A 23663-nucleotide genomic window follows, 5' to 3' on the forward strand; every position below is an offset into this window, starting at 1 on the left:
TGTTCATTGGTGGAGTATTCATGAGCGAAGTCAGAGTTACCCCTTGGCACGATAACGACCCGGCGCCCGACGCCTTGCTTGCGGCAATGAAGGCGCGGCGACCTGGTGGTGAATTGATTGGAATCGACAGGGTATTGCTGCGCAGCTTTCCTCTGGCCACTGGCTGGAACGAGCTGCTCGGGCGTGTAAGGCGCGAGTTCGAGCTACCATTGGTCCTTAGGGAAATGATCATGCTGCGCGTTGCCGCGCTCAATGCTGCTGAATTCGAGTGGGGGGTGCACTACCCCGCCTATCTGCAAGCAGGCGGCACCGAAGATAAAGCTGCCTGCCTGCGTGACTATGAGATAGCCGGAGTCTTCGATGAGCAAGAGTCGGCGTTACTGCGTCTGACCGATCAATCCACCCGCAACGTCGCGGTGAGCCTGCAGACAATGAACGAGGTGAAGGCGCTGTTCGGTGAGAAACTCACTGTCGAGGCTGTCGCAACTGTGGCGGCGTACAACATGGTGTCGCGCTTTCTCGTAGCGCTGCAAATCTGATTGGTGTTCGGCCTGATCGGGCTAACTGCTGTTTTTTGCAAGGCACTACAGGGTCGGCACGGTAACGGTACCCGCCTCCGCCAGCAGCCATTCGCGAAACACACGTACATGGGTGAGTTCACGATGATCGGGCCGGTAAACGATGTAGTAAGCCTGCTTCAGCGCCCATTCGCTCGGCCCGTCCAGCAGCGGCCTTATCAGGCGCCCGGCGTTGAGGTCGTCCTGCACCATCACGCTTCGCGCCAGCGCCAGGCCTTGGCGCTCGACCGCAGCCTGCAACACCGCCGCGGAGTTGTTGATTCGCAAGCCATGTTCGGCACTCACGCTGCGGTAGCCTGCACGGTCGAGCCAGCTTCGCCACGTGGGGAATGCGGCGTCGTTGGGCATGGACAAGTCATGGATCAGCGTGCATCTGCTCAATGCGTCGGGCGCCAGCTGGCCGTTGCGCAGCAAGGGGTAGTCAGGTGCACAGACCGGAAACAGTGATTCCCCCATGAGTTTTTCGGACGCAAGCCCCGACCATTGCCCGCCGCCATAACGAACACCGATATCAACCCGCTCGAGGGAGAAATCCAGCGAGCGCGAATCGGTGTCGAGCTGCACATCCAGGTCAGGATGCGCCTTCTGAAAGCCTTCAAGCCGAGGGACCAGCCACTTCGACGCGAATGCAGGGCTTACCGTTACGGTCAGCCCGGTATGCGCACTGGCCTCCTTCAATCGCGCCACTCCAATGGCCAGCCGATCGAATGCCGCCCGAATGTCCGGCAAGGCCAACTGCGCATTCGCGGTCGCCTCAAGCTGGCCGGTCCCGCGACCGGCACGAATGAACAACGTCGTACCCAGCCAGGCTTCGAGGTTGCGCACTTGTTGACCCACCGCTGCTGCGGTGACGTTCAGCTCGACGGCGGCGGCGGTGAAGCTTCCATGCCTGGCGGAAGCTTCAAACGCCCTGAGTGCATTGAGGTAGGCTGGAGTGGCCATGTGTGTAATCTATTCCCCTTGAAAATGGGCACAGCGGTCGACAACGTGTCGGGTGACTACGCCGTCCCCTTCAGCCCCAGAACAACGAACCCCATCAGGGCAATCCCCGCTGCCGTCAGGCAATACGGGAGCTGCGTCTTGATGTGGTCCATCATGTCATTGCCAGTGGCCGTCGCGGTCACGATTCCGGTATCGCTGATTGGCGACGCGGTATCGCCGAAGATGGCGCCCGAGATTGCAGCCCCTACTACCAGATACGGGTCTGCACCGGAGGACACGGCCAGCTGGATGCCGATCGGGATCATGATCGAGAAGGTGCCCCAGGATGTCCCCGTGGACAGCGAGATCAACGCCGCCACGACGAACACGAAGGCGGCCACCAGCCCGACCGGCATCAGCACACTGAAGTGAGCCGAGAGGAACTGGCCAATCTGTAGCTGGCTGGACAGATCACCGATCAGAAATGCCAAGGTCAGCACCACGACCAGCGGTACCATCGCTTGATAGCCATCGATCAGGTGGTTGATGTAGTCGCTGATACGCATCACGCGCTTGATCCACACGTAGTGAATACACCCGACGACCTGCCCGAAGATAACGGCCCACAGAATCGCCGTAGACGCCGAGCCATCGGCGATTTCGCCCTTGCCGGTAATGAACAGGCCGACCGGAACAAAAAGAAAAAGCGACAACAGCGGAACCAGCAGATTCGAAACACCGGCCCCTGTCAGCGTTTGCTGTTCACCCACAGCAGCCAATGGCGTGGCCCCCGGGCGAAGCTCTACGCCCATGGCGGCACGCTGTTTGGCCCGACGCATTGCGGGAAAGGCAAACGGCGTGAAGATGCTCAGCAACACCAGTGCAATACTTGCCCAGGCGAACAGGTTGTAGGCAATGGAATGCGCCAGAATATTGAAAGGGTTGCCCGCGATACTGCCGTTCTCGACCTGCACGGCTACGACCCCGAGCATCATTGCGCCCCAGCCATTGAACATCACCGATGACCAGACACTGATACCTGCGTTCTTCAGTACATACGCGACCTGCTCGCGGGCAACGCGGTGCCTGCGCGTCAGCTCGACGGTGGCTGCCCCTGACGTGAGCATGGCCAGGTAGCTGTCGATGAAAATCACCATGGCGAGCAGGCCTGCCAACAGTTGAGTGCTGATCGGGCCGCGGATGATCTTCAGGCGTTCGGAAATCAGGTTGACCAGGCCTTGCATACCCCCGGTAATCCTCGCCAGGTGGATTACGCCGCTGATCATGACGGTAAAAATCAGTGTCCTGACGACGCCGTCAGACTTGAATACATCGATCGCCCCTTGTACCGAACTCTCCAACCCCAGGCCAAGATGGAAATTGGAAAGCACCAGAAACCCGGCTACACATCCCAGCATCAGTGAAAGGATCACCTGGCGGGTGAGTATCGCCAGGCAAATGGTTACCGCCGGGGAGAGTAGCCCCCATGCCCCTACTTCATGCATCGCAAAGACCTCAAGTTTTGTTCTTATTTACAAAAGGAATGCAGCAAGCGGTACTCAGGCATCTACCTGCCTGAGTGACCAGATGTAGCCCAGAAGGCCGAGAACAGGGCCCGGTACCAGGATCCACAGCGCGTCGACACCGACACGTTCGAACAGCCACGTGGTACACGCGATGGACACCACGGTGATGGCAAAGCCGATGCTGTTTTGAATAGCCAGCGCACTGCCTACGGCATCGCGAGGGCAGGCTTTCGCAGCCAGGGCCGAGAACTGTGGCGAGTCGGCCACCACACTGGCTCCCCACAGGGCCAGCAAAGCAAGCAAGCCCCAGGGCTGAAGCTGCGCATGGGTCAGCACAAACAGAAAAGCGCAGGCGCCCGATGTGCCCAGTGCTGCAAGCGCTACCTGGTCACTGCCGATCCGCTGGGATATCAGCCCGCCAAGCAACGACCCTACTGCCCCGAATGCCATGATGCAGAACGACAGGCCTGCCACACCCAACGCGGGATAGGCTTGATCCAGCCCTGAGCGGCTGACGATCAATGGTACGACGGTCCAGAAGGCGTACAACTCCCACATATGCCCGAAGTAACCCAGGGTCGCCGCGCGGAATCGGCTGATCCTGAACGCCCCGAGAATGGCGCCTGCCCGCCTGACGTTGGCCTGGTTATCCGTCTGGCTGGTACGTGCATGGGGGCCATCGCCAAGCAGCGCAATCAACATCGCCCCCGCCAATGCCAGCACGGAAGATGCGGTGATGATGAGTTGCCACGACCAGTCGGCCCCCACCAGTCGCAAAGCGTGGGGCAAGGCCGTGCCCAAGGTCAGCATCGCCACCAGTTGCGCCAGGGCAAGCCCCGTGCGCTCAGGAGCCCAGCCGACAATCAGCTTCATGCCCATGGGATAGATCCCTGCCAGGGTCGCACCGACACAGAAGCGCAGCGCAGCGCCCAACACCAGGCCGTCAGCCAACCAGGCAAACGCCAGGTTGAATACCGCTCCGGCAATGGCGCAGCAGAAGAACAGCGAGCTGGCGCGATAGCGGTCAGCAGCACCACTGAGCGAAAGGCTCAAAGTGCCAATGATGAAACCGAGCTGCACTGCATTTGTAAGCCAACCGATGTCGGCTGCGGACGCTTGCCAGGCGCTCATCAGTGATGCTGCTGCGCCATTGGCGCTGAACCACAGCGAGGTACCGAACAACTGCGCAATGGCAATGACCGCCACTGGACTCAACCACTTCAGCAACATACCGCGAAGCCCCTGGGGGGTTGCGGTGACGATCATGCTCATCTTCAAATCCCCGTCGCGAGGGTGCACAACAGCCGGCCGGCCTGTGACCAGGTCAGCCTGCCTAGGTGCTTCAACGTGTTGTCGAGTGGCTCAGTGCGCGGCCAGGCCGCTCAGCCAGCGGCTATCGCGCGATGAAGGGCGACGGTGCAGACGTTGGTCGAGGAGTGCGCGTGCCTTCTCGGACTCACCCGCACGCATCAGCGAAACCAGCAACGTATCCTGCACGATCTCGCGCTGCGCACCACTGCCGCCGATCCGCACGACCTCGTGAGCGACTGGCTCCAGAATGCGCGCGCAGTCGGTGTAGTGCCCCTCGGCAAATGCCATCACGGCGTGACAAAGCGCAGGCACTACCGGCCCTGCCTTGAGTTTCCCGTCGTTCACCAGTGCGGCCAGTGCGCCAGCGCGTTGCTCCAGCGACCGCTGATCACCTGTCGCAGCTGCCAACAGCGCCATGTGGAAATCGGCGAACGGGAAGCCGGGTTGCTGGAAGTAGTTGGAGGCATATCGCGCCGCGTCTTCCCACAAGCTGGCCGGCACCTGGTGCCCATAAGCCTGCATGCGCCACAGGAACGACGAAGTATCACTGATTACGTTGATCGGCAGGCCGGTGGCGACACTCGGAGCGACGTTTTCGGCGTACATGCCGAGCGCACTCTCCACGTCGTCGCGCTCTAGGGCGATCAACGCACCGTGCCAGGCGATGTGATTATGCAAGGTACCGCTGCGGTCATACCCTGGCAGCCATTCCTTGATGACCTGGCCCGCTTCGTCGTTGGCACCTGCCTCGTACAGCACATGGGCCACGGCATGCACGCAGTTCACATTGTTGCGACGCAACTCGAGCGAGCGCTGGGTGAGTGCACGGCCCAACGCGACATCGCCGTTCTCGCCATGCGCCCAGCCACGGTAATTGAGGAACCACCAGTCGTTCTCGGGGAAATGACGCGCGTGCCGCTCACACAGTTCGACGCGTGCCTTGTCGTGGTCAGCCATGCCGGAGAACGCGAACAGGCCGAACGCCCCCAGTGGCAGCGACATGATCAGAATGTCCAGCGGCCAATGATCCAGGTGCTGCAATGCGTTGGCCAATGCTTTGTCCGGCTCGCCGTTGATCACGAAGGACAGCGTCTGCACGTGGCTGCGCTCGCGTGGGGTACCTTTGAGTTGTACCAGTTCACTGGCCTTGGCGATCTTGGCTTTGGCATCGGTGATTTCGGTGCGCACCGCGTGAAAACGCGCACGCGCGGCGTAGGCCATGGCGAATTCAGGGTCGGCCGCAATGGCCTCGTCCAGGGTTTCCGCCACGCCTGTCCACAGTGAGAGCAACAGATCCACGCCTGTACGGTAGCGCTCGGCAGCCGTCTCGGATGCGGTCGAAAGGGGCATGTTGTAACGGTCGACACAGGCCATGGTTTTTGCAACTCCTCTTATGGGTTGAAGCTAAAGGGCACGAGATGGCCGCTTTTGTGAATAACCCTGTGCGCGGCAGGCGGGCCATCTCGTGACAGCATTAAAACCCATTCAGCGGTGGCAGACTTTCGACTACCTGCCATACGATGTAGAACAAAAGACATCTGCGTGTGCATCATGAGTAAACTTGCACAGCGCATGAAAACGGCTCCGGTTGCTGCTTTTCCCTCTTTGCCATCATGCACGCATCAATCGCACACCACACGAGTTCGACGATGAACTGGGACATAATCGAAGCGCCCCACAACCTGCCACCGCCGGACCCGCTGAAAGTCCGGGCTCAGTCGATCCCTGCGCGGCACAGTTTTCCGGAACACTCACATGAGTGGCACCAGATGGTCTATGCCATCTCCGGTGTGCTGACGGTCACGACCCGGGCAGGCTCGTTCGTGATTTCTCCTGAGCAGGCGGCCTGGCTCCCGACCGGCCTGGATCACAAAGTGGGCTCGATGTTCGGTGCAGAGTTTCGCAGCCTGTGGATCGACCAGCGCATCGCATCGGGCCTGCCAGCCGACCAGCCGACGCTTTTCGCGGTGTCGCCGCTGCTGCGGGCGCTGATCGTGGAAGCCGCTCGTATCGAAAGCGAACACGATGACGACGGTTACGCGGCGCGCATCACGCAGCTGATCCTCGATCAGTTGCAACGCACCACCCCGATCTCGACCGCCTTGCCCTGGCCGACCAGCCCTGCCCTGGTCAGCCTGTGCGAGACGCTCTATGCCGAGCCTGCCGACGCCACCGAGGTGGAGGCGTGGGCGCGCACCCTGGGGATGTCCGAGCGCACCCTGGCCCGGCGCTTTCTCGCCGAAACCGGCATGAGCCTGCGCAGCTGGCGCCGGCGCCTGCGATTGTTCAGGGCGATCGAGATGCTCGGCAGCGGCCTGGATGTGACACGCACTGCACTGGAGCTGGGGTATGGCTCAACGTCCGCCTTCATCTATGCCTTTCGTCAGGAGCTGGGCAGCAGCCCGCAGGCTTACATGAAGGGCGAGCCTGCTAACGGTGGTACCTGAGGGAAAGATTTTCTTGCGGCCCATCACATATTTTCTGCTTTGCGTGCAGGTGATTGCGCTATCGACAATGCCCCGTGCGCGTCTTATCTGAAATATCTGGAAACCGTGATGCCTCTATCTAGATTCAACCCCAATGTCTGGCGGCTGACCATCGCCCAGGCGCTGTCAGGCGCCAACTCCGTGGTGGTGTATGCGACGGGCGCCATCATCGGCAACATGCTCGCCCCTACCCCGTCACTTGCGACGTTGCCGATCTCGGTATTCGTCATCGGCATGGCTTTGGTGACCCTGCCCATCGGCATGGTAGCCCGGCGCTGGGGCCGAACGGTGGCCTTCATGATCGGCAACGCCTGCGGTGCGGTCATGGGGCTGCTGGCTGCGTATGCGCTGACCGTTGGCTCGTTCGCGCTGTTCTGCGCGGCGATGTTGTTCGGCGGCGCCTACGCCGCTGTGGTGCTGACATTCCGCTTCGCCGCAGCCGAATGCGTCGAGCCACAGGAACGTCCCAAGGCGCTGTCGACGGTGCTTGCCGGCGGCGTGGTCGCCGGGGTGCTGGGGCCGCAGCTGGTCAGCGCCACCATGGGGCTCGCCAGCCAGGCGTATGTCGTCACCTACGTTGCCGCGGCGGCGGTTGCGGCGCTGTCTGCCCTGGTGCTCGTTGGCGTACGGTTCAAGCGTGCGCCTGCGCAAGCGGCGGCCCAGCCCGCTGGCAACGTCATGCCCATCGTGGGCCAGCCACGGTTTCTGGTCGCCATGCTGTGTGGCGTGGTCAGCTACATGATGATGAATTTCATGATGACCTCCGCGCCACTGGCCATGGACCTGTGCGGGATCGACAGGACACACACGAACACCGGCATAGAAATGCATGTGGTCGCCATGTACGCGCCGAGCTTTTTCACCGGCCGACTGATCAGCCGCTTCGGCGCGCCCTTGATCATCCAGTGCGGCCTGCTGCTGATCGGTTTGGCGGCCTTGGCCGGCATGTCGGGCATGAGCGTCGGCCATTTCTGGCTGGCCCTGGTGCTGCTCGGCATTGGCTGGAATTTTGGATTCCTCGGTGCCTCAGCACTGGTGCTGACCTGCCACGCGCCTGAAGAAGGCGCCAAGGTTCAAGCCATCAATGACTTCGTGGTGTTCGGCACGATGGTGATGGGGTCGTTTCTCTCCGGCGGGCTGCTCGACGCATTCGGATGGAGCACGGTTTCCGGCCTGATCCTGGTACCCGTTGTGCTGGCGATGGCCAGTTTGTCGTGGCTGCAACACTCACAACGCAACGCGCAGGTGCGCAGCGCGGTGTAAGTCGGTGACAGGAAATGCGCCCATGTGCCGCTCCTATCGCCGAAAAAAAGCGAGGAGAGGGGCGTACCCACCTCCTCGGAACGTGATGACGCCAGAGATACTGCTGAATCAGTGCCTGAGGATCTGGCTCAGGAATGCCCTGGAACGCTCGGACTGCGGGTTACTGAAGAACGCCTTGGGTTCGTTCTGCTCCACGATCTGCCCTTGGTCCATGAAGATCACCCGGTTGGCCACCGCCTGGGCAAAGCCCATTTCATGGGTGACGCAGAGCATGGTCATGCCCTCCTCCGCCAGCTGGATCATGGTATCGAGTACTTCCTTGATCATTTCAGGGTCCAGCGCGGAGGTAGGCTCATCGAACAGCATGACCCGTGGGTTCATGCACAGGGCGCGGGCGATCGCCACACGCTGCTGCTGACCACCCGAGAGTTGCCCCGGGAACTTGTGCGCATGCTCGGGAATGCGCACCTTGGCCAGGTAATGCATGGCCAGCTCCTCGGCCTGCTTGCGTGGCACCTGCCGCACCCAGATCGGCGCCAGCGTGCAGTTCTCCAGGATGGTCAGGTGCGGGAACAGGTTGAAGTGCTGGAACACCATGCCCACTTCCTGGCGCACTTCGTCGATCTTGCGCAGGTCGCTGGTCAGCTCGGTGCCGTCCACGACGATACGCCCCTGCTGGAACTCTTCCAGGCGGTTGATGCAGCGGATCATCGTCGACTTGCCGGAGCCCGAAGGGCCGCAGATCACGATGCGCTCACCACGCACAACCGTCAGGTTGATATCGCGCAAGGCATGGTAGTTGCCATACCACTTGTTCATGCCGCTGATTTGAATCGCGACTTCCTGGGTGGACGCCTGCTTGGCGTCGAGTGGCGCGGTTTTCATTGTTTTGGCTCCTCAACGGTGATCGGTCTTGAGCCTGCGCTCAAGGTGAATCGAGTAACGCGACATGCCGAAGCAGAACAGGAAGAACATGCCGCCAATGAACAGGAACAGCTCCCAGTACACGCCTTGCCATTGGGTACTGGCGCGAATGGCCGTGGACAGGGCAATGGGGTCGAGCAGGCCAATGAACACCACCAGCGTGGTGTCCTTGAACAGGCCAATGAACGTGCTGACGATCATTGGGATCGAGATCTTCAACGCCTGCGGCATGATCACCAGACGCTGCGCCTTCCAGTAGTCCAGGCCAAGCGCCTGGGCCGCCTCCGTCTGGCCCTGTGGCAGTGCTGCCAGCCCGCCTCTGATCACCTCCGCCATGTACGCGGTGGAGAAAATGGTCACCATGATGATGACGCGCAGGATCAGGTCGAAAGAGGTGCCCGGGGGCAAGAAGTAGTTGAGCAACAGCGATGCCGTGAACAGCAAGGTGATCAGCGGCACACCCCTTACGAATTCGATGAAGGTGACGCTCATCACGCGGATCAGCGGCATCGACGAGCGCCGGCCCAAGGCCAGCACGATGCCCAATGGCAGCGACAGGGCAATGCCGCTGACGCCGACCACGAACGACAGCAAGAAACCACCCAGGTCACGGGAGCTGACGGCCTGCAACGACAGGGGTGACAGGTATTCGACGACAGCCACAAGGTATTGCATGCCGTGCAGCCACCATGCGCCTGCAGCGACCAGCGCAGTTGCCAGCGCCACCCCGTTACCCAGCCGCCGCGTCACGGTAAAGGCCAGCCAGGCCACTGCGATGCCTGCGTAGGCGAGGACCGGATGCCACAGCGAGCCACCCCAGATCAGCCAGAACGCCAGGCCCGGATACACCGCGCTGAACCAGAGCACCCTCGACGGCACCCACTTGAACAAGATCGGTCCCAAGGCCGCGAACAGCAATACGAAAGAGGCCAGCGGCCGCCAGTAGGCATCCTGCGGGTAGAAGCCGAACAGCAACTGCGGCCAGCGTTCGCGGATCACGCCCCAGCAGGCACCGGGCTCGCCATTCATCAAGCGGCGGCATTCACTCAGCGAGTCCGCGTGCCACACCGAGTTGGCAAGCCAGGGCAACACTGCACTGACCAGGGCGATCACAGCCAACACGGCCACTGTCGTCAGCACACTGCTGTACCAGCCGTTGAAGAGCCTCGCACGCAGCCAATGGATGACGCCCGTCTGCCCTGCCGGTGGCTCGGCCCGGGGCAGCAAGGTATCGCGGTACCAGGCAATCGAAGGTTGGTCCATGTCAGCGCACCTGCAGTTTGACGTGGTTGTTGTAGAGGTTCATCGCGCCTGAAATGAGCAAGCTCATGACCAGGTAGATGAGCATCATCAGCAGGATGCCCTCCAGTTCTCTACCGGTCTGGTTGATGGTGATGCCACCGAGTGTCGAACGCAGGTCCATGTAGCCCACGGCCAGGCCAAGCGAGGTCTGCTTGGTGATATCGAGGTACTGCGAGGTCAGCGGCGGCACGATCACCCGCAGTGCCTGCGGCAAGACCACCAGGCGCATGGTGCGGCCCGGCCGAAGCCCCAGGGCGTGCGCCGCTTCGGTTTGCCCACGGGTGATGGACTGGATGCCACTGCGCACGATCTCGGCGATGAACGCCCCGGTGTAAAGGCTCAAGCCGATCCACATGGCGATCAGGGCATTGCCCAATTGCAGGCCACCCTGGAAATTGAAGCCACGCAGTTGCGGATAGCCCAGCTGCAAGCCCAGCGCTTCGAGCAGCAGCGCGGTTGGCACCAGCAGGATGATCAAGCGCTTCCACCAAAGGATCGGGCGCTTGCCGGTACTGCTCTGCACCTGGCCGGCACGGCGGCGCAGCAAGCGGTCGGCCCACAGGCTGAGCAGGACTACTGCGAGCACGACCAGGACGTTCAGGCTTGGCTGCACAATGCCCAGGTCCAGCCTGCCCAGGTCATGCTGGAACAGCGGTTCGGGGATGTAGATGCCGCGATTGGTCACGGCAATGGCGGTATCACCCGCATCACGGTAACTACTGGGAGCCGGCATGGATTGCGCCATGACCGCGCCGATGACCAGGATGCACAGCAGCGCCGGGATGTTGCGGAACAACTCGATATAGCCGCCCATCAACCGAGAAACCAGCCAGTTGTTCGACAGCCGAAGCACGCCGACCACCACGCCGATCGCCGTTGCGGTGATGCAGGCCAGAACCGCGAGTACAAGGGTGTTGAGCAACCCAACCAGTGCGGCTCGGCCATGGCTCATCTGGCTGTCATAGGCAATGGGGTGTTGGTTGATGTCGTAACCTGCAGCACTCCACAGGAAGCTGAATGAGAAATCCTTGCCCAGCGCCGCGAGGTTGCGCACGGTGTTGTCCAGTAGCCAGGCGGCAGCCAGCATCAGGCACATCAACGCGATGATCTGGATGGTGTAACTGCGGTAGCGGTTGTCATGCAGCAGCATGCCCAACGAGAAAGCCCGCTCGGTGGCTTTCTTGTCAGTCAGTGTAAGGGTGGACATGGTCAATCTCTCCCGGAGAGGGTGGGCCGGCCCAGGCCGCTTCAACACGGCCGGTCGACCCTTCGCATCAATGGTCTAACACCACGCCAGCTAGCGCGGCGAATCAGCGAAACGGCTCAGCGTAGAGCAGGCCGCCCTGGTTCCATTGGGCGTTAAGGCCTCGTTCGAGACCAATGGGCGTGTTCTTGCCCAGGGAGTTGTCGAAGATTTCCGCGTAGTTGCCGCCGGCCGCGATGGCACGGCTGGCCCATTTGGCGTCCAGCCCCAGTTGCTCACCGTAGTTCCCTTCGGAACCCAGCAGGCGATTGATCTCGGGGTTGTCCGAACCGGTCGTCATTTTTGCAACGTTGCCCGAATCGACGCCCAACTCTTCCGCTGCCACCAACGCATTGAGCGTCCAGCGCACCACGTCCGCCCATTGGTCGTCGCCTTGGCGCACCATGGGGCCAAGCGGTTCCTTGGAGATCAGTTCCTTGAGCACCCTGTGCTCTTCGGGCTTGGCGAAGCTGGCCTTGGAAGCTGCCAGCCCGGAAACGTCGTTGGTGAATACATCGCAGGCGCCTGCCAGATACTTCTGCTCGCCTTCGGCGGTGGAGTCGATGGGCACAGGTTCGTACTTGATGCCGTGGTTGCGGGCGTACTCCGCCAGGTTCAGCTCATGCGTGGAACCTGTCTGTACGCAGATGGACGCGCCATCCAGGTCCTTGACCGAATTGGCGCCCAGGTTCTTGTGCACGAGAAAACCCTGGCCGTCGTAGTAGTTGATGCCTGCGAACGTCAGCTTGAGGTCGACGTCGCGGGTGAAGGTCCAGGAGCTGTTGCGTACCAGCAGGTCGACCTCGCCCGATGCCAGCGCAGTAAAGCGCGTCTGCCCGGTGGTTGGCACGAAGTTGACCTTGTTCGCATCACCCAGCACGGCAGCGGCGACGGCACGGCACAAGGACACATCCAGGCCCTGCCAGGCGCCTTTCGCGTCGGGGGCAGACAAACCGGTATTACCAGTGGAGACGCCGCAATTGAGCTTTCCGCGCGTTTGCACGTCCTTGAGCGTGCCCGCGTACGAGACACCGGAAATCAGCGAGGCAGCGAGGCATACCATCGGGACGATGGGGGACTTTCTCATCATGTTCACCTTGTTGTTGTGATGTTTATTAAGGCGGCAGTTCAGGCAAGTACCAGCGAAGGCTTGCGTGCATGGCGCAAGCCTTTGAGTTTCATATGAGGCAGCTCAGCGTTGTTGCACGGCCCGCGTGATGCGTTGAATGGCTTCATCGACGGTCACTCGGCTGCAACCGAGGTTGGCGCGCATGAAACCGTGGCCTTCCAGCCCAAATTTCTGGCCTTTGTCGAGCCAGACACGGGCCTTGGTCAGCATGAAGCGATCCAGCGTCTGGGCATCCATGCCCAGGCCCCGGCAGTCCATCCAGGTCAGGTACAGCGAGTCGGCAGGGATCACCTTGATTTGCGCGGTGGCGGCGTGAATCGCCTCGGCGAAATGCGCCTGGTTACCGCGCACATAGGTGAGCATCTGCTCCAGCCAAGGTTCGCCGTGGGTATAGGCGGCTTCGGCAGCCACCATGCCGAGGGCATTCACATAGCGGTACAGGTTGCGGTCGTACTGACGCACCAGCTCTTCGCGGATCCGCTTGTTGGGAATGAAGATGTTGGCCGTCTGCAGGCCAGCCATGTTGAAGGTCTTGCTCGGTGCAGTGCAGGTAATGCTGTTCTGGGCGAACGCCTCGCCCAGCGAAGCGAAAGGAATATGCTGCTTGTGTGGGTTGAGAATGAAATCCTGGTGAATTTCATCCGAGAGCACCAGCACGTTGTGACGCGCACAGATTTCACCCATCGCCCGCAGCTCGGCCTCCGACCAGACATTGCCGGTCGGGTTATGCGGATGGCTCAGGATGAACAAGCGAGTATTGGGCTGGATGGCGGCTTCGAACTTGCGCTCGTCGAAGTGATAACGCTCGCCATCGAACGTCAGGGGTGCCAATGCCAGGTGACGGCCATTGATGCGTGCATCGTCATGAAAATGCACATAGACCGGCGGCTGGATCAACACCGAGTCACCCGGGGAGGTGAACGCCTGAATGGCGGTTTTCATGATGGTGATGATGCCCGAGGCCTGGATCAGCCAGTCACGCGACACGTCCCAGCCAAAGCGCTTGCCCTGCCAGCCAATCACGGCATCCACGTAGGACTTGCGCGCCCCACCGGCATAGCCGAATACGCCGAACTGAACGGCTTCGCTCAACGCGTCGATCACGGCCTGCGGGGAGCGGAAATCCATGTCGGCCACCCACATCGGCAACGGGTCGGCCGCCCGCTCCTCGGGGGTGAGGAAGTTGTGGCCATAGTCCCACTTCATGGAATTGGTATGTCGCCGATCGATGACTTCATCGAACAGCGAGGCGTGCTGTTCACGGGTTGCGGGGGCTAGTGCTTGGGTAGTCATTTTTCTTGGTATCCAGCCTGTTCATGAGGTCGGGGCTCAAGCGCCTTGCGGTATTTGTAGCAACATCGGATCATGAACAGAAATGGTATTACTTCATCGAACCATGAACGGAGTACATGAATGATCGACGTTCAGCATTTGTCGATACTGCGCGAAGTCGCCCGCACTGGCAGCGTTACCGCTGCTGCCGAGCGGCTCAACGTCAGTCAGTCAGCCCTGTCCCACGCCATCGCCAAGTTCGAAGAGCGCAGTGGCATCAAGGTGTGGATGAAAGACGGCCGCAGCCTGCGCTTCACGCAGGCTGGCAACTACCTGCTGAGCCTGGCGGAGCGCCTGCTGCCTCAGTTGGAACACGCCCAGCGGGTGCTCTCTGACTTCGCCGATGGGCGGCGCGGCGCCTTGCGCGCCGGCATGGAGTGTCACCCTTGCCAGAAATGGCTGATGGGAGTGACGGGGCCTTATTTGCGGCGTTGGCCGGATGTCGATTTCGAGGTGTGCACAGCGTTTCGCTTCGACGGGGTCGCTGCCCTGCTGGGCCATGAGATCGATCTGTTGATTACACCTGACCCCATCGATCGACCCGAGCTGCTGTTCACCCCAGTTTTCGATTACGAGCTGGTGCTCATCATGCATCAGGACCACCCACTGGTGAGCAAGCCCTGGGCAGAGCCCCAGGACCTGTTGGCTGAAACGCTGGTCACCGTACCGGTCAGCCTGGAGCGCCTGGACATCTACAGCCGCTTCCTGGTGCCCGCCAACTGCCGCCCCCACCACAGGATCACGGCGGAAACCACCGAACTGATGTTGCAGCTCAGCGCCGCCGGGCGTGGCATCAGCGTGCTGCCGGAGTGGCTGCTGCATGAGGAAGGCCAGGACCTGCCCCTGCGGTCACTGCGCATCGGGCCACATGGCCTGCACAAAAGCATTCATCTGGGCGTACGCAAAGATGAACAGCGCATCGACTACATTGCCGGCTTCCTCGAAATTGCCAGCAACCACCAACCGTCTTGAAGCACACGCGGGCGCCGGCCTTCAAGGCTTCATGACATCGCCGTCGTACAGCATTCGATAATGCTGCTGGCCGCCCGCCATGAAGTGGTCGAACCCGTTCTGCAGAAACGCCGAAACCAGGTTTGCCGCCACCAGCGCTACGAATACACCGATGATCAGGCCATGAGCCTTGGGCCTTGCGGCCAGGGAAGATGGCTCGCTTACTTGGGTGTCACGCCGCGCATACAGCACGGCCATGATCAGGCAGAACATGATGGCTGCGGTGAAGACCATGAACGTCCAGGTATACATGTGCAGGCCAAAAATGGCCGAGCCTGTCGGCTTGGTCCAGGCCGGCGCCTTGGCGAACATGAACAGCAGGCTCAACAGGCTGCCGATCAACGCCCCGAACGCACTGAGCACATAATTCCAGGGGTTGATGCCGAAGACCCGGTTGAGCAGCAGCCCTGAGCCCAACAACATCAGGCAAACACGGATGAGGTTGCAGAACGCGCAGGGCAGCTCGCCAAGCACCAGCTGGTAGAAAAATGCATCCAGCAGCAGGAAGCAGATCCCTGCAATCGCAGCCAGCTCGATCTGGCCCAAGCGGTTATCAGTCAGTTGTGCGTTCATTTACCAAGACCCCAGCTGTTTCAGATCGGACATATGATGGGCGCCGTGCCAGGTGGTCCAGACCACCACCAGCACCGCGCACACGATCCACAGGGCACGTGCCAGCGGGAGGTTTCTGAACGATGCCAGGGTCGCTGCGAAAGCGAAAAGCACAGGGATGAATCCTATGAACATGAGGCTGCCTCTTTGGGTAGGTCTTGCTTTGATTGAAGTCGCGGGCCCTAGAAGCTGTACATCTGCCCATCTGCGGGCACCAGTACATGCTGGGGGTCGAGCTGCTTCTGCTGGATGAATTCGGCCAGTTCCTGGCGCGATTGGGTGGCGTGCCCGAGCGCTTCCAGGTGGCTGGCGACGACATAGGCACCTGGGACTGCTTGCGCCGCTCGGTAAAGGTCGTCCTTACCCATGATCACTGCGCCTTCGATGTCCTTGAAACGCACGTAGCCTGCGTTAAGCACGATGACCTGTGGCTTGTAGCGCGCGATGGCCTGCTCGACATGGGTATTCCAGACGGTGTCGCCCGCGACATAAACGGTCTTGAAACCTGGTTTTTGCAGCACCACACCCGAGACGTTGCCCAGTTGCTTGCCCCTTATGGCCAAGGTCGCATCGCTGCCGTGCTGCCCATCGGTGCGTGAAAGCTGTACCCCTTTGAACTCACTGTGCCCAGTGAGCACCCGGACATCTTCGAAACCTGCGGCCTGGATCCTTTGAGCATCCTCAGGGTTCTGCGCAAAGACCGGTATCGCCTTGGGCAGCATCTTCTGCGCAGCGTCATCCCAATGATCGATGTGCAGGTGGGTCACGATGACCGCATCGGCCTTCATCACATCACTTGCCGGTACCGGCAGATCCACCAGCGGATTTCTCAGGTGCTCGTTGAGCGCGCCAGGGGCTGCGGCGTAGGCGCCTTTGGCGCCCAGCATGGGGTCGATCAGAAAAGTGACGTCGCCAAAGCCCAGCTTGATGGTGGCGTTACGCACTCCCTGAAATACCACCTTTTGCGTCATGCCTTCCTGCGCCGCCAGGCCTGCACCTGGCACCACCAGCATTGCAACGTACATCGCGCCCGCGAGTAACTTGAATACCACGTCTGTCCTCCTTGATAGCGAATGGAAACGGCGCCGGTCAGGCGTCATTCATGGTCAGTACCATGCGGAACTGCACCTCGCCGGAGCGCACCCGCTGGTAGGCCTCCCAGGCACGCTCCAACGGCATTGTCTCGATGCGTGCACGAACGTCAGCCATCACGCTGAAGTCCAGCGTTTTTTCCGATTCGTAAGGCGTGCCGGTGATGGTGCCCCTGACGGTGCGCTCCCCCCCTACCAGGGCCCCCGGCATGATGCTCAGCGGCTCACGACCGACGCCGACCACCAGCAACGTGCCCTGCGGTGCCAATGCGCCCATCAACGGGGAAACGGCAGCACTGTCGGTGATGGTGGTCAGGATGACTTGCGCACCGCCCAGGCTTTTCAGACGCGCCACCGGGTCTTGCGCCTGGCTGTCGATATAGCAATGGGCGCCCAGTTCAAGTGCCTGGGCCTCGATGTCCGCGCCGCGGCCGATGGCGGCAACCCGCAAGCCCATCCGCCTGGCATACTGCAACGCCAGGTGCCCCAACCCGCCGATCCCGTGGACCGCCACCAAATCCCCGGCCAGGGCGCCTGACTTACGCAATGCATTGAAGGTGGCAATGCCCGCACACAGCAGCGGCGCGGCGTCCACAGAGCCCAGCACATCGGGGATCGCGACCAGCCCCGTGACGCGGGCGATCATCATCTGCGCATAGCCCCCGTCCTGCGAACTGCCCACCACCGGCTGGTCCTGGCACAGGTTGAAGTGACCCCGCCGGCATTGCTCACAGGCATTGCAATGCCCACCCAGCCGGCCGACGCCGACACGCTGCCCGATCTGCCAGCGTGTGCTGGCAGCCCCCAGCGCGACGATGCGTCCAACCACCTCATGGCCTGGGGTGCGCGGCAATTTCAGCCCGGCCTCCAGGCCCTCGATTGCACCGGCATCCGCGCCACAGATACCGCATGCCTCGACCCGGATCAGCGCTTCATCGATGCCGGGCGTTGGGACCTCCAGCTCCACCAGTTGCAAGTCACCGGGCCGGATGACTTGCATCGCCTTGTAGGTGTTAACCGCCATGTGCAGCATCTCCTCAGCGTCGTAGGGCAGCCCAGGCTGATCCCGGGAATCGTTGATTCTGGTAGCAGAAATGCCCGGGGGCCAAATGAGTAAAACTATTCATCTGGCAAACAAATTCTTTGCCGCGGGGGGCTTTGTGCCTTACCCAGGCTCGCCGCGAACGATTGAAGTTGCCCATGGCTGGCAACCTTTGGCGGTGCTGAAAAGAATTCCTTTCGTACGCACCCATTTTCTTTGCTTGGCCCCCGTCAACCTCTGCGCGCCAAATAGTGCCAACTCGGGAGCGGGCCTCCCGAATAGCTCATTTGGAACGCTGCCTCTGCGGGTTGAACCATGCAAAGAAAAGTAGAAGTGCTGATTATCGGAAGTGGCTTCGGGGGCGCAATCGCTGCGCGCCGCTTAGCAGAAGCTGGGCGTGATGTGTTGATGCTTGAGCGTGGCCCCTGGCGCGACACGCTGCCCAATCGGTCGCTGGGCATCAAGAATCGGGTACCGCTGCCCCAAGGCATCAAGGCATACACCCACGGCTTGCGCTGCATTGGCTCGCACCGCCTGAAAAAAGACATCGTCCTGAACAAGCGGGGCTTTATCGAGGCCTACCACGGTGACGGCATCAACGTCATCTGCTCCTCGGGTGTTGGCGGTGGCAGCCATGTGTATGCTGGGTTCATGGATCGCCCCTTGGTACCCAACTACTGGGACGCTCGGCATCCGGGCCTGTGCAACGCCGACATGGAGCGGTACTACGAAGAGCTCCTGAGCACCTACCAGGCACGCCCGCTGACCCCGCAGGATCAGGTGCCGAACAGCATCGAACACACCAACTATGGTGGAACGCTGAGCTGCCTGGGCCATCCCGCCGTCGCCTTCCTGATGCCCGAGCAACCAGGCCAGCCGCAAAAACGCGTCGATGCCAATGGGCTGGAGCGTTGGGAGTGCGACATGAAGAACAACAGCTTCCTTGGCTCACCCTCCGGAGCCAAGACAACGCTGGATTTCTCTACCCTATGGCCTGCGATGCAGAAGGGCCTGAAGATCGAGGCGCAATGCGAAGTTGTCGGGATTCGGAGGCTCAACGGTGATCCTTCGCAGCGGATGCGCTACGAGGTGAGCTTCAGGAATCACGACACGAACACCCATGAACGTGTTCTGGCGGAACATGTCATCCTTGCCGCCGGTGGCCTTGGCAGCGTGCGCCTGCTGCTCAAGAGCCGGGATGTGAACGGCGGTCTTGCCGGCATGCCGCGCTTGGGCATGCGCTTTGGTGGCAATGGCGACTACTTCGGTTTGTGGAAAGAGAACAGCAGCAAGGACCTGTCCAAAGGGATGCCGATCGGCTCCCCCTTCCGCTTGAAGGACTCGCAGAACCATTCGGTGCTGGTGCTCCGGGCGAGCATTCAGGGAATCGATGCCATCCCGATGCCGCCCCTGCTCAAAGGCTGGTTGCGCAAGCAGTCCGTGATCATCGCCTTCGGCGGGGACAACAACACCGGCACCATGTCGATGCACAACGGGCGGTTCAGGATCGCCTACAAGACGGGCGAGAACGAGATCTACGATCAGATCGCCAACGAGGTGGCGAACATCGAGCGCGCGACGAGTACAAAGGTGTACGCGCCCCGCAACCCGGTGACGGTTCACCCCATAGGCGGCGCTTGCCTCGGCGCCTCGATCGCCGACGGTGTGGTGGGCGCCAATGGCGAAGTGTTCGACAACCCCGGGCTGTACGTGGCCGACGCCTCCGCCCTCCCCGCTTCCCCTGGCGGCGCGCCAAGCCTGACAATCGCTGCGTGGTCTGCGAATGTGGCTGACCGCCTGATCGCCGCCCTGCGCGAGCGCGACGCACATCAGGCTGCGTCTGGCAGCCAGGCTGAGCCAGCGCCAGCACGCCAAGGGGCCTGATGCATGACAGATCCGGTCGAAGTTCTGGTGATCGGCAGTGGGTTTGGCGGTGCGATCGCTGCCAAGCGCCTGGTCGATGCAGGCTGCAACGTGGTCATGCTGGAGCGCGGGCCGTGGCGCGACACGGTACCTAACCGCTCCATTGGCGTGGTCGACCCGGCGCCTTTGCCCCAGGGGGGCAAGGCATTCACCCATGGCTTGCGGTCGATTCGCTCTCACCTCTCGAAACGGCAGGTGCTGTTGAACCGCAAAGGCTTCGTCGAGGCCTACCACGGCGATGGCATCAATGTGGTGTGTTCCTCGAACGTGGGCGGTGGCAGCCATATCTACGCTGGCATGTTGGCCAAACCCGCAAGCCCTACCTATTGGGATGGGCACCATCCCTCGATCAGCCAAGCGCGGATGGACGATTACTACACCCAAGTCATTCAACTGCTCGGGGCAAGAGCCGCAGCGCCAAGCGACCAGGTTCCTAATCGCATCAGCCTGACAGACTACGAGGGCCAACTCTCTACCGAAGGCCTGGCCAATCCGCTGCTTGGCTTTCTACTGCCCGATCAGCCTGGCGTGCCTGCCAAGGTGACGGATGCCAACGGCGTTGACCGCTGGGAATGCGACTACAAAAGCAACAGCGTTTTGGGATCATTTTCAGGTGCCAAGACCACGCTCGATTTCGCCGTGATCTGGCCGGCAATGCAAAAGGGATTGAAGGTGCAGGACCTATGCGAAGCAACTGCCATCTATAAGGTGGGCGCAGCCGACAAGGGCGGTGCGCGCTACGAGGTGCAGTACCTCGACCACCGCAGCAGAACCTCGCACAGCCTCCGGGCCAAGCACGTGATCCTCGCCGCAGGCTGCCTGAATACCGTTTCGCTGCTGTTCAAGGGCCGGGACGAAACCAAAGCGCTTACTGGCATGCCAAGGCTTGGGATGAACTTCGGCACCAACGGCGGCTACTTTGCCCTCTGGCGAGAAAATGCCGCGATGGACCTTAGTCGCGGCCTGCCGCTGAGCGGGCCGTTTCGCAGCAAGGATTCACCCAGCACGTCTGCTCAGGTGTTACGGGCAGCGATCCAAGGTATCGACGACATGCCCTTGCCCCAATGGCTAAAGCGCTGGCTGCGCAAGAATACCTTCATCGTCGCGCTGGGTAAGGATCACAACAACGGCAGCCTCCGCGTGAAGGATGGCAAACTCACTGTTCGCTACGACAAGGCACTGAGCCCGGTCTACCAGGAGATCGACTACGAAGTAAGCACGATCGAGCGTACTACCGGCACGCGCATCCACGCGCCTCGCGCCCCAATCACCGTGCAGCCTTTGGGCGGCGCCTGCCTGGGTGCATCGGTGGAGGATGGTGTGATCGGCGCCAACGGTGAAATCTTCGACAACCCTGGTTTGTATGTGGCCGACGCCGCAGCCTTGCCGACGTCACCCGGTAGGCCGCCGAGCCTGACCATTGCGGCTTGGGCCACGCACGTCGCAGACCATCTGGTGGCGGCCATCCAGCGTGACGACACCGCGCAGGTCGTGGCGGGTGAACAGCGATGAGCGAGCGGCTGTTCATGTTGGGTCAGTACCTGGCGCCCCACCACGCACTGTCGCGCGTGGCGGGCTGGATCGCCAGATGCAAATCACCCTGGTTGAAAAACCGGCTTATCAAAGGGTTCATCAAACGGTACAAGGTCGATATGAGCGCGGCAATCGGCCAGCACGCCGAAGATTACCCGCACTTCAATGCGTTCTTCACCCGCGCATTGAAGCCGGGATTACGGCCTTTGCAGGGAGGCTTCGGAACAGTGACCAGCCCTGCCGATGGATCGATCAGCCAAATTGGACCGACCACCGGCGAGCGCTTGCTACAGGCCAAGGGGCATGACTTCACCCTGACTGAACTGCTAGGCGGCGCTGGACAGGCCGCAAGTTTCCATGATGGGCAGTTTGTCACGATCTACCTTTCCCCGCGTGACTACCATCGTGTCCATATGCCGATTGCTGGCACCCTGCGAGAAATGATCCATGTACCCGGTAAGCTGTTCTCGGTAAATCCCCTGACCGTCTCGAAAGTACCGCGCTTGTTCGCACGTAACGAGCGAGTCATTTGCCTGTTTGAAACGGCGCTTGGCCCCATGGCGGTGGTGCTGGTGGGTGCGATGGTTGTGGCATCGATCAGGACGGCCTGGGCAGGCCTGGTAGACGCTCCGGGCAAAACAGTGACGACATTCGCCTACCCTCTCGCTGGAAACGGCAGTGTTCAGCTGGCGCAGGGTGACGAGATGGGTACGTTTGACGTGGGGTCTACCGTCATCGTCCTGTTTGGACCCAAGGCGGTAGAGTGGATTGATACAGTATCGCCAGGCACTACGGTCCAGGTAGGCCAGATTTTAGGTACCACTGCTCCCCGCCTCAACCAATAGCTGACCCTGTAATCGACAATGTCCATGGAGCTACCCTGAAGATCAGCCGGGGCCACAGCCTCAGCCGTCAGAAATGGCAGTTCTCGTTCGCGAATCCTTTAAGGGTATCAAGGGTATTTTTGCGGGTACATTTTCCATAGTTTGGCTGGAACTACCTGCTCTAGAGGCTCAGATCCAGACGTCGTTCAGCGCCGTCAGCTCTCCTCCTTCATGCCCGGTGTTCAGCACACCCCGCGGCTCAATCATCATCAGCTTCGCCTCCCCCTGCGCCGCCGTGCGGTGCTCCACCCCACGCGGCACCACATACAACTCACCCGGCTGCACATAAACGCAGCCCTCCGGCAGGTCGATCCGCAAGGTACCTTCCAGTACCAGAAACGCTTCGTCGGTTTCCGGATGCGAATGCCAGATAAACTCCCCTTCGATGCGCACGACCTTGAACTGGTAGTCGTTCATTTCCGCGACCACCCTTGGGCTCCACTGTTGCTCAATCAGTGACGCCTTCTGGGCCAGGTTCACAGGTTGCGATGCGCGTTGCTGATACATATCGTTCATGACCGATCCTCTCTAGGTTTGAGCGATCAGCCTATCGAACGAAACGCACACGGCGCTTGTACGATCCTGCAAGTCAGCCAGAGGGGCGTAAGCGCTCCAGCCAGCGCATGGGTGACACGCCGTAGCTGCGAGTGAAGTGGCGCGTCATGTGGCTCTGGTCGTGAAAGCCCGAGGCCAGGGCGGCATCCACCAAGGTGAAGCCATCCAGGATCAGCCGGCGAAAACAGTCCAGGCGCCGCAGCGTGACAAAGCGGTAGGGGCTGGTGCCGTACAGCGCCCGGAAGTCCCGCGACAAGCTCCACTGCTCACGCCCACTGGCCTGTTCGAGCATCTCCAGGGTGATGCCTTGGTGCAGGTGCTCCATGATGAACGCCCGGGCGCGCTCGGCAGAGCGGTAATCCAGGCGTTTGCGACCGCGTGGCTTGCCGCCGACGGAGCGCAGCGCCATGGCCAGGTCGTAAACGGCGTCCTGTTCTTCCAGGGTTTCCAGCGGGTGATCCAGTGCCTGCACAAAGGTTTCGCTGGCACGGTAAAGGCGTGGGTCGCTGGACAGCCCACCCGCGATGAAGGGCAACGGTTCACCGCCAAGCACGTTCTGGATCAGCGAAGGGTCGATGTAAGCCATGCGGTAGCGAAAGCCTGCATCCGTTCCGGCCATGCCGTCATGCACTTCGTCCGGGTGCAACACCAGCGTGTTGCCCGGCACGCCGTGCCGCAATGCGCCTTTGTAGTGAAAGCTCTGCACGCCGGCGAGGGTGCGGCCGATCGAATAGGTGTCGTGGCGGTGCGGATCGTAGCCATGGCTGCCGAACCAGGCTTCGATGCGCTCGACGCCGCCGGGGCGAGCACTGCGGATCACCCAGTCGGTTGGAGATGGCTTTCGTTCCATGAGGTTTTCTCGAAGCTGTTGGTAGGGCTGGGTGCTTTCCCACAGGGCCTCCACAGCCTTGAGGCCGGTGCAGTACCTGTGGGAGCGGGCTTGCCCGCGAAGGGGCCAGGACAGGTGGGGCCGCCACGCCGCCGCCGATCGAAGAAA

At 61.2% G+C, this 23663-nt stretch carries 21 protein-coding genes; 7 read left to right on the plus strand and 14 right to left on the minus strand.

Annotated features, from left to right (window positions below; all coding sequences use genetic code 11):
- Nucleotides 1-20 precede the first annotated feature (20 nt).
- On the plus strand, nt 21-539 hold the full coding sequence (locus tag F3J45_RS03935; protein ID WP_167057640.1) for a carboxymuconolactone decarboxylase family protein: 519 nt from the start codon (nt 21-23) through the stop codon (nt 537-539).
- 45 nt (nt 540-584) lie between these two features.
- On the opposite strand, the gene F3J45_RS03940 is transcribed toward F3J45_RS03935, so the two are convergent.
- The 4 genes from F3J45_RS03940 to F3J45_RS03955 form a co-directional block, all read right to left on the minus strand.
- On the minus strand, nt 585-1520 hold the full coding sequence (locus tag F3J45_RS03940) for a LysR substrate-binding domain-containing protein (RefSeq protein ID WP_167057644.1): 936 nt from the start codon (nt 1518-1520) through the stop codon (nt 585-587).
- Nucleotides 1521-1576: 56 nt separating this feature from the next.
- Nucleotides 1577-3004 carry a Na+/H+ antiporter NhaC family protein gene (locus F3J45_RS03945; RefSeq protein ID WP_167057647.1) on the minus strand — a complete coding sequence of 476 codons (1428 nt, stop codon included), beginning with the start codon at nt 3002-3004 and terminating at the stop codon, nt 1577-1579.
- A gap of 54 nt (nt 3005-3058) precedes the next feature.
- Complete coding sequence (locus tag F3J45_RS03950) at nt 3059-4297, minus strand: MFS transporter (protein WP_167057650.1); 1239 nt, start codon at nt 4295-4297, stop codon at nt 3059-3061.
- Nucleotides 4298-4387: 90 nt separating this feature from the next.
- Complete coding sequence (locus F3J45_RS03955; RefSeq protein WP_167057653.1) at nt 4388-5710, minus strand: tetratricopeptide repeat protein; 1323 nt, start codon at nt 5708-5710, stop codon at nt 4388-4390.
- 275 nt (nt 5711-5985) lie between these two features.
- On the opposite strand from F3J45_RS03955, the gene F3J45_RS03960 reads away from it, so the two are divergent.
- Both F3J45_RS03960 and F3J45_RS03965 read left to right on the plus strand, forming a co-directional pair.
- Nucleotides 5986-6783: a helix-turn-helix domain-containing protein gene (locus F3J45_RS03960; RefSeq protein ID WP_167057656.1), complete on the plus strand. Its 798-nt coding sequence runs from the start codon at nt 5986-5988 to the stop codon at nt 6781-6783.
- A 108-nt stretch (nt 6784-6891) separates the two neighbouring features.
- Nucleotides 6892-8085, plus strand: coding sequence for an MFS transporter (locus F3J45_RS03965; RefSeq protein WP_167057872.1), 1194 nt, complete (start codon nt 6892-6894; stop codon nt 8083-8085).
- 108 nt (nt 8086-8193) lie between these two features.
- On the opposite strand, the gene F3J45_RS03970 is transcribed toward F3J45_RS03965, so the two are convergent.
- From F3J45_RS03970 to F3J45_RS03990, 5 genes are all read right to left on the minus strand, one after another.
- Complete coding sequence (locus F3J45_RS03970) at nt 8194-8904, minus strand: amino acid ABC transporter ATP-binding protein (RefSeq protein WP_240158371.1); 711 nt, start codon at nt 8902-8904, stop codon at nt 8194-8196.
- A 78-nt stretch (nt 8905-8982) separates the two neighbouring features.
- Nucleotides 8983-10272, minus strand: a complete 1290-nt coding sequence (locus tag F3J45_RS03975) for an amino acid ABC transporter permease (RefSeq protein WP_167057662.1) — start codon at nt 10270-10272, stop codon at nt 8983-8985.
- Between the two features lies 1 nt (nt 10273).
- Complete coding sequence (locus F3J45_RS03980) at nt 10274-11518, minus strand: amino acid ABC transporter permease (protein WP_167057664.1); 1245 nt, start codon at nt 11516-11518, stop codon at nt 10274-10276.
- Between the two features lie 103 nt (nt 11519-11621).
- Nucleotides 11622-12641 (minus strand): amino acid ABC transporter substrate-binding protein, encoded by a 1020-nt coding sequence (locus tag F3J45_RS03985; protein WP_167057668.1) that lies wholly within the window; start codon nt 12639-12641, stop codon nt 11622-11624.
- A gap of 105 nt (nt 12642-12746) precedes the next feature.
- On the minus strand, nt 12747-13976 hold the full coding sequence (locus F3J45_RS03990) for a MalY/PatB family protein (RefSeq protein WP_167057671.1): 1230 nt from the start codon (nt 13974-13976) through the stop codon (nt 12747-12749).
- A 120-nt stretch (nt 13977-14096) separates the two neighbouring features.
- Here F3J45_RS03990 and F3J45_RS03995 point away from each other — a divergent pair, with 120 nt between their 5' ends.
- Nucleotides 14097-14987 carry a LysR family transcriptional regulator gene (locus F3J45_RS03995; RefSeq protein WP_167057674.1) on the plus strand — a complete coding sequence of 297 codons (891 nt, stop codon included), beginning with the start codon at nt 14097-14099 and terminating at the stop codon, nt 14985-14987.
- A gap of 21 nt (nt 14988-15008) precedes the next feature.
- On the opposite strand, the gene F3J45_RS04000 is transcribed toward F3J45_RS03995, so the two are convergent.
- From F3J45_RS04000 to F3J45_RS04010, 3 genes are all read right to left on the minus strand, one after another.
- Nucleotides 15009-15599 carry a disulfide bond formation protein B gene (locus F3J45_RS04000; RefSeq protein ID WP_167057677.1) on the minus strand — a complete coding sequence of 197 codons (591 nt, stop codon included), beginning with the start codon at nt 15597-15599 and terminating at the stop codon, nt 15009-15011.
- A gap of 221 nt (nt 15600-15820) precedes the next feature.
- Nucleotides 15821-16738, minus strand: a complete 918-nt coding sequence (locus F3J45_RS04005) for an MBL fold metallo-hydrolase (protein WP_240164521.1) — start codon at nt 16736-16738, stop codon at nt 15821-15823.
- Nucleotides 16728-17753 (minus strand): alcohol dehydrogenase, encoded by a 1026-nt coding sequence (locus F3J45_RS04010; RefSeq protein ID WP_167057680.1) that lies wholly within the window; start codon nt 17751-17753, stop codon nt 16728-16730. The genes F3J45_RS04005 and F3J45_RS04010 overlap by 11 nt, the downstream gene beginning before the upstream one ends.
- 333 nt (nt 17754-18086) lie before the next feature.
- On the opposite strand from F3J45_RS04010, the gene F3J45_RS04015 reads away from it, so the two are divergent.
- The 3 genes from F3J45_RS04015 to asd are packed head-to-tail and all read left to right on the plus strand — an operon-like array spanning nt 18087 to nt 22072.
- Complete coding sequence (locus tag F3J45_RS04015) at nt 18087-19655, plus strand: GMC oxidoreductase (RefSeq protein WP_167057683.1); 1569 nt, start codon at nt 18087-18089, stop codon at nt 19653-19655.
- Nucleotides 19656-19658: 3 nt separating this feature from the next.
- A complete protein-coding gene (locus tag F3J45_RS04020; protein WP_167057687.1) occupies nt 19659-21206 on the plus strand; it encodes a GMC oxidoreductase in 1548 nt (515 codons plus the stop codon).
- Complete coding sequence (gene asd, locus F3J45_RS04025) at nt 21203-22072, plus strand: archaetidylserine decarboxylase (RefSeq protein WP_167057690.1); 870 nt, start codon at nt 21203-21205, stop codon at nt 22070-22072. Before F3J45_RS04020 ends, asd begins: the two co-directional genes overlap by 4 nt.
- A 168-nt stretch (nt 22073-22240) precedes the next feature.
- Here the strand turns inward: asd and F3J45_RS04030 are convergent, their stop codons facing one another.
- A complete protein-coding gene (locus tag F3J45_RS04030; protein ID WP_205300399.1) occupies nt 22241-22618 on the minus strand; it encodes a cupin domain-containing protein in 378 nt (125 codons plus the stop codon).
- A gap of 82 nt (nt 22619-22700) precedes the next feature.
- Nucleotides 22701-23516 (minus strand): AraC family transcriptional regulator, encoded by an 816-nt coding sequence (locus tag F3J45_RS04035; RefSeq protein WP_167057696.1) that lies wholly within the window; start codon nt 23514-23516, stop codon nt 22701-22703.
- Between the last annotated feature and the right edge of the window lie 147 nt (nt 23517-23663).

The sequence above is a fragment of the Pantoea sp. Ap-967 genome, assembly GCF_011752565.1.
GTDB lineage: Bacteria > Pseudomonadota > Gammaproteobacteria > Pseudomonadales > Pseudomonadaceae > Aquipseudomonas.

Bases quoted from the DNA above. Each gene is read 5' to 3' on its own strand.
- F3J45_RS03935 (WP_167057640.1), top strand. From the start codon at position 21: ATGAGCGAAGTCAGAGTTACCCCTTGGCACGATAACGACCCGGCGCCC.
- F3J45_RS03940 (WP_167057644.1), bottom strand. From the start codon at position 1,520: ATGGCCACTCCAGCCTACCTCAATGCACTCAGGGCGTTTGAAGCTTCC.
- F3J45_RS03945 (WP_167057647.1), bottom strand. From the start codon at position 3,004: ATGCATGAAGTAGGGGCATGGGGGCTACTCTCCCCGGCGGTAACCATT.
- F3J45_RS03950 (WP_167057650.1), bottom strand. From the start codon at position 4,297: ATGAGCATGATCGTCACCGCAACCCCCCAGGGGCTTCGCGGTATGTTG.
- F3J45_RS03955 (WP_167057653.1), bottom strand. From the start codon at position 5,710: ATGGCCTGTGTCGACCGTTACAACATGCCCCTTTCGACCGCATCCGAG.
- F3J45_RS03960 (WP_167057656.1), top strand. From the start codon at position 5,986: ATGAACTGGGACATAATCGAAGCGCCCCACAACCTGCCACCGCCGGAC.
- F3J45_RS03965 (WP_167057872.1), top strand. From the start codon at position 6,892: ATGCCTCTATCTAGATTCAACCCCAATGTCTGGCGGCTGACCATCGCC.
- F3J45_RS03970 (WP_240158371.1), bottom strand. From the start codon at position 8,904: ATGAACAAGTGGTATGGCAACTACCATGCCTTGCGCGATATCAACCTG.
- F3J45_RS03975 (WP_167057662.1), bottom strand. From the start codon at position 10,272: ATGGACCAACCTTCGATTGCCTGGTACCGCGATACCTTGCTGCCCCGG.
- F3J45_RS03980 (WP_167057664.1), bottom strand. From the start codon at position 11,518: ATGTCCACCCTTACACTGACTGACAAGAAAGCCACCGAGCGGGCTTTC.
- F3J45_RS03985 (WP_167057668.1), bottom strand. From the start codon at position 12,641: ATGAGAAAGTCCCCCATCGTCCCGATGGTATGCCTCGCTGCCTCGCTG.
- F3J45_RS03990 (WP_167057671.1), bottom strand. From the start codon at position 13,976: ATGACTACCCAAGCACTAGCCCCCGCAACCCGTGAACAGCACGCCTCG.
- F3J45_RS03995 (WP_167057674.1), top strand. From the start codon at position 14,097: ATGATCGACGTTCAGCATTTGTCGATACTGCGCGAAGTCGCCCGCACT.
- F3J45_RS04000 (WP_167057677.1), bottom strand. From the start codon at position 15,599: ATGAACGCACAACTGACTGATAACCGCTTGGGCCAGATCGAGCTGGCT.
- F3J45_RS04005 (WP_240164521.1), bottom strand. From the start codon at position 16,738: ATGACGCCTGACCGGCGCCGTTTCCATTCGCTATCAAGGAGGACAGAC.
- F3J45_RS04010 (WP_167057680.1), bottom strand. From the start codon at position 17,753: ATGGCGGTTAACACCTACAAGGCGATGCAAGTCATCCGGCCCGGTGAC.
- F3J45_RS04015 (WP_167057683.1), top strand. From the start codon at position 18,087: ATGCAAAGAAAAGTAGAAGTGCTGATTATCGGAAGTGGCTTCGGGGGC.
- F3J45_RS04020 (WP_167057687.1), top strand. From the start codon at position 19,659: ATGACAGATCCGGTCGAAGTTCTGGTGATCGGCAGTGGGTTTGGCGGT.
- asd (WP_167057690.1), top strand. From the start codon at position 21,203: ATGAGCGAGCGGCTGTTCATGTTGGGTCAGTACCTGGCGCCCCACCAC.
- F3J45_RS04030 (WP_205300399.1), bottom strand. From the start codon at position 22,618: ATGTATCAGCAACGCGCATCGCAACCTGTGAACCTGGCCCAGAAGGCG.
- F3J45_RS04035 (WP_167057696.1), bottom strand. From the start codon at position 23,516: ATGGAACGAAAGCCATCTCCAACCGACTGGGTGATCCGCAGTGCTCGC.